The organism is Pseudoalteromonas sp. (assembly GCF_041629635.1).
Lineage (GTDB): Bacteria > Pseudomonadota > Gammaproteobacteria > Enterobacterales > Alteromonadaceae > Pseudoalteromonas.
The window spans coordinates 1-4667 of the sequence record NZ_JBFKMX010000201.1; the positions used below are offsets into that span (position 1 = coordinate 1).

Below are 4667 nucleotides of genomic sequence, written 5' to 3' on the forward strand. Positions count from 1 at the left end.
AATGAAGGTTCAGAAAGTCTAAATACTAACGTATCAGAGCGATTGCAACTTGAACTCGGTTACCAACAAGGGTTATTTGATGGTTTACTAAAACTTAAAGCAACCACATGGCGCGATAAGTTGGAAAGTAACTCAGAGACAAAATTTGCCATGAGTGGTAGTTGGGAATATCGTTTTTAATCGGTGTATTTAAACTGTAAGTAACGAAAAAGGTTTACGCTTGTAACAAAGCTTGAGCTTGAGATAAACGCTTTTCTTTTTGTTTTTCAATAAAGCTATCTTTTTTAACAATAACTTTATTGCGAATAAAGCGACCAAGGCGAACTAAGCCAAGCCAATCCCTACCCACGATTAAAGTAATAACCATTACATAATCAACAACATTAATACCAAAAGAATATATTGTCCAAAACCACCAAGGATCTTGATTAGCTAAAACTTGAATATCAACCCACATCAAATAGAACATTAGACCATTTAATGTCAATCCAATGTAGACATAATAAGAAGCGCGATGATGCTGTATTTTAAAAAGTTTATGAACTAAAAAAATTGTAATTATGGTGAGAATATCTTGTGTCATCCATTGGAGATAAACACGCGTCGTAGTATCGAACTCAAAAATATGATCACTGATGAAGTAGGACATGAATACCACAAGGGCTGAGATTATTATTGACAAACTATCTTTAAACCCTACAACCTTGCCAAACACATTAAACAAAAAGCCAATCAAAAAGCCCCATGTCATAAATGTGCCAAAAAAAGGGGCAAGGTTCATATCAAAAAACATTCATGTCCTTTAACGGGTTAGTCTTCCTCGCGTTTGGTAATTACATTACCACCACCGCGATGTAATTCAGGAGTCAAGTTCATTGCCTCCGCCGATAAAGTTACCATATCACTTTGTAGGGTGTTTTGTGAAGAGGTTGATTTAACCGTATTTGTTTGAGTGTTCTGCATTTGCGCATATTGCATAGCATTTAAGCTGTTTGTACCGTTAATTTGCATTTTTCAATTCCTTATAAAATAAATTGTTAAAGATGACCCTAAGCGTCCTTATTATTTCTTGTTTGTACTCCTAACAAGCCTAGGGGCCTTTAGCTGTCATTTTTCTGACAACTAAACATCAGGTGCACGTAATTAGCAATTAGCGATCCAAATGTGAGGATAAACTATAATTTACGACTAAATCACTAGTTTTAATCACCTGATTTATATAACTATTTAACAAAATAATTATCGCGTAAAGATTTAAACTAGCAAGTGTTCCCCAACCGCTTTGTACCTAATTATAAAACAAAAAGAGGATTAACCTAATAAAAAAACACAACAGCATGGCTGTTGTGTTTTAAAGGTGTTAAATAATAAAGTTTGAGAAATTACTTAGGCAACATTACGGCATTCAATGCGTAACTCATTTGGCCTTGCAATGCGGTAGTCCATTGCCACTTCATCACAGTTGTCTTTTCTCAGGCATAGTTCACAATCTTTCATTACTTTTTCAGGTAACTGAGATTTATGGCTATCGGCAAAACCTAACTTAGTAAAAAAGCCCGGCACCCGCGTAAGTACAATAATCCGCCCAAGCGCAAGCTTAGCGCCTTTTTCAATCAGATGATTAACCAGCGCACGCCCTTGCCCTTTTACGCTTGATTCTGGATTAACCCCAAGCGAGCGAATTTCAGCAAGACCCGTATCGTAAATATAAAGCGAAGCACACCCTGTCACTTTGCCATTGACTTCTGTTACTGCAAATTCATTAATGCTGTGGATCATATCGCTTTTTGCGCGCGGTAAGTTCTCACCTTCACGCGCCCAATATTGAATAAGTTCTGCGATTGCTTCTACATCGTTAAGCGTGGCATCTCTTACCGTAAATTCAGCGTTTTTTTTTGCGTTGCTAATAGCATATTGAACTTGCGTAGGTGATGTACCACCAAGCGCTAAACGCGCATCTAAACATGCTTGCAACTCCAGCACAGGATACACATCGTCATCAATTTCATCGCACACGGCTTTAAATTGCGATAGCGATAATTCTTCGAGGTTTTTGCCTTCAGAAATAGCCACTTGTACCAGCTCACCAACAATATGATGCCCTTCACGAAAGGGAATGCCTTTGGCAACTAAGTAATCAGCAAGCTCTGTGGCATTGGCATGCCCCCCTTGTGCTGCCGCCATAGTTTTCTCGGCATTAACTTTGACACCTTTAATGCAGGCTTCAGCCATATGAATACACGCAAGCCAGGTTGGCATGGCATCAAAAAGCCCTTCTTTGTCCTCTTGCATATCTTTGTTATACGCAAGAGGCAGTGCTTTTAATGTCATCATCATAGCACTGAATGCGCCAAAAACACGGCCAGTTTTACCGCGAATAAGCTCTAATGCATCTGGGTTTTTCTTTTGTGGCATCAAGCTTGAACCCGATGTCACGCTGTCAGCAAGTTCAATAAAACCCGCTTCACCAGAGTTATAGAAAATCATATCTTCCGCAAGGCGTGATAAGTGCATCATTGAAATGGATGCGCAGCTTAATAGCTCCACAACAAAATCACGGTCAGATACAGCATCAAGGCTATTGCGGCTTGCTCTATCAAAACCTAAATTAGCAGCGAGCTGTTCACGGTCGATAGCATATGCAGTACCAGCCAGCGCGCCAGAACCAAGCGGACAGACATTAATGCGACTAAGCGCGCTTTCTAAACGCGCTTCATCGCGTTCAAGCATTTCAAAGTAGGCCATGCACCAATGGCTGAACAGCACAGGTTGTGCACGTTGTAGGTGGGTATAGCCCGGCAATACAGTACCAAACTCTTTTTCAGCGAGTGTCACTAAGGCATTTTTAAGTGATGCAATAGCAGCAAGTAACTGCTTGGTCGTTTTTCGGCTCCACAAGCGGAAATCTGTTGCCACTTGATCGTTACGACTACGCCCAGTATGCAATTTTTTACCAAGATCGCCAACTTTTTCAATCAGCTTCGCTTCCACGTACGAGTGGATATCCTCATCCCCAGCCGTCGCAATTGCATTTGGATTTTGCTGAACTTCAAGTAATAGTTCATTCAATCCTGCCACTAATTTTTGATGTTCTTGTGTTGTAAGTACATCAACCTGCTGTAACGCGCCAGCCCACGCAATTGAACCAATAATGTCTTCCTCTGCCATTTGATAATCAAATGGTAACGAATCATTAAATTGCTTAAATGCGTGATCTGGTCCCGAAGAAAAACGTCCGCCCCACAGTGCCATAGCTCAATCCTCTAAAAAATACTCGGCAAGATTACTTGTTATTCATTGCAGAAATTCTACTGCTTAATGAAAATAGACGAATAAATCCTTCGGCATGTGATTGATCGTAAACATCATCTTCACCGAAAGTGGCAAAGTCTTCGCTGTACAAGGAGTTTTCTGACTGCTTTTGCACTGCTGTAACTTGACCTTTATATAGTTTTAAAACCACTTCACCACTTGCCAGTGTCGAAAATGCTTCTGCTGCCGCTAAGATTGAATCTTTCAGTGGCGTAAACCAACGACCATCATAAACAAGGTGCGAAAATTCATTGGCGAGGGTGTCTTTCCACTTGCGACTGGTTTTATCAAGCACGAGCTCATCAATCGCCTGCAGTGCCGCCATTATTACTGTACCCCCTGGGGTTTCGTAACAACCGCGCGATTTCATACCCACTAAACGGTTTTCAACAATATCAACACGGCCAATACCATGTGGTGCTGCAATTTCATTTAGCGTAGTAAGCACTTGAAACGGTGACATTTGCTCGCCATTTACCGCAACTACTTCACCATTTTTGACACTTAACTGCACAAACTGCGATTCATTAGGTGCTTGCTCTGGCGAATTTGTCCATGTCCATACTTGGTCGCTTGGTTGACACCATGGGTCTTCAAGCTCGCCACCTTCGTGTGAAATGTGCCATGCGTTTGAATCACGGCTATAAATTTTAGTAGCCGACGCTGCACATGGAATATTACGTTCAGCAAGGTAATCAAGCAGAGATTCACGGCTTGATAAATCCCATTCGCGCCAAGGCGCAATCACTTTTAAATCAGGTGCTAGGGCTGCAAAACAGCTTTCAAAACGTACTTGATCATTGCCTTTACCAGTACAGCCGTGAGAAAGTGCATCAGCACCTACTTTACGCGCAACTTCAACTTGCGCTTTTGCAATAATAGGGCGTGCCATAGACGTACCTAATAAGTAGGTACCTTCGTAAATCGCGCCTGTTTTAAGTGTTGGGTAAATATAATCAGCAACTAGCTCGTCCTTTAAATCAACGATGTGGCATTCTGATGCACCTGATGCAATCGCTTTTGCTTCTACGCCTTCTAATTCTTCAGCGCCTTGCCCTACATCGGCAACAAATGCCACTACTTCACAGTGATAGTTTTCTTTTAACCATGGCACGATAGCCGATGTATCAAGACCACCTGAGTAAGCTAATACAACTTTTTTAATAGAACTCATGTTACCGATTCCTTACACAAAATTAGGATTTAATAAACTTACAAGCAATGCATTTTGCGCATGCATACGATTTTCTGCTTGTTGTATTATGAATGATTTGTCACCGTCCATTACCTCTGAGGTAATTTCAAATTCACGGTGTGCTGGCTGACAATGCAGTACGCTTGAGGCACCTGTCATA

At 41.1% G+C, this 4667-nt stretch carries 4 protein-coding genes and 2 pseudogenes; 1 reads left to right on the forward strand and 5 read right to left on the reverse strand.

Annotated features, from left to right (window positions below; translation table 11 throughout):
- Positions 1 to 180: pseudogene (locus ABYD77_RS17830) on the forward strand (hypothetical protein); the annotation flags it as partial.
- A 34-nt stretch (positions 181 to 214) separates the two neighbouring features.
- Here the strand turns inward: ABYD77_RS17830 and ABYD77_RS17835 are convergent.
- The 5 genes and pseudogenes from ABYD77_RS17835 to ABYD77_RS17855 all read right to left on the reverse strand — a co-directional run.
- A complete protein-coding gene (locus tag ABYD77_RS17835) occupies positions 215 to 793 on the reverse strand; it encodes a hypothetical protein (RefSeq protein WP_372771452.1) in 579 nt (192 codons plus the stop codon).
- 17 nt (positions 794 to 810) lie between these two features.
- Positions 811 to 1011: a hypothetical protein gene (locus tag ABYD77_RS17840; protein ID WP_372771453.1), complete on the reverse strand. Its 201-nt coding sequence runs from the start codon at positions 1009 to 1011 to the stop codon at positions 811 to 813.
- 375 nt (positions 1012 to 1386) lie between these two features.
- Positions 1387 to 3252, reverse strand: a complete 1866-nt coding sequence (gene argH, locus ABYD77_RS17845) for an argininosuccinate lyase (protein ID WP_372771454.1) — start codon at positions 3250 to 3252, stop codon at positions 1387 to 1389.
- Between the two features lie 31 nt (positions 3253 to 3283).
- Positions 3284 to 4486 carry an argininosuccinate synthase gene (locus ABYD77_RS17850; protein ID WP_372771455.1) on the reverse strand — a complete coding sequence of 401 codons (1203 nt, stop codon included), beginning with the start codon at positions 4484 to 4486 and terminating at the stop codon, positions 3284 to 3286.
- A gap of 12 nt (positions 4487 to 4498) precedes the next feature.
- A pseudogene (locus ABYD77_RS17855) lies at positions 4499 to 4667 on the reverse strand (ornithine carbamoyltransferase); the annotation flags it as partial.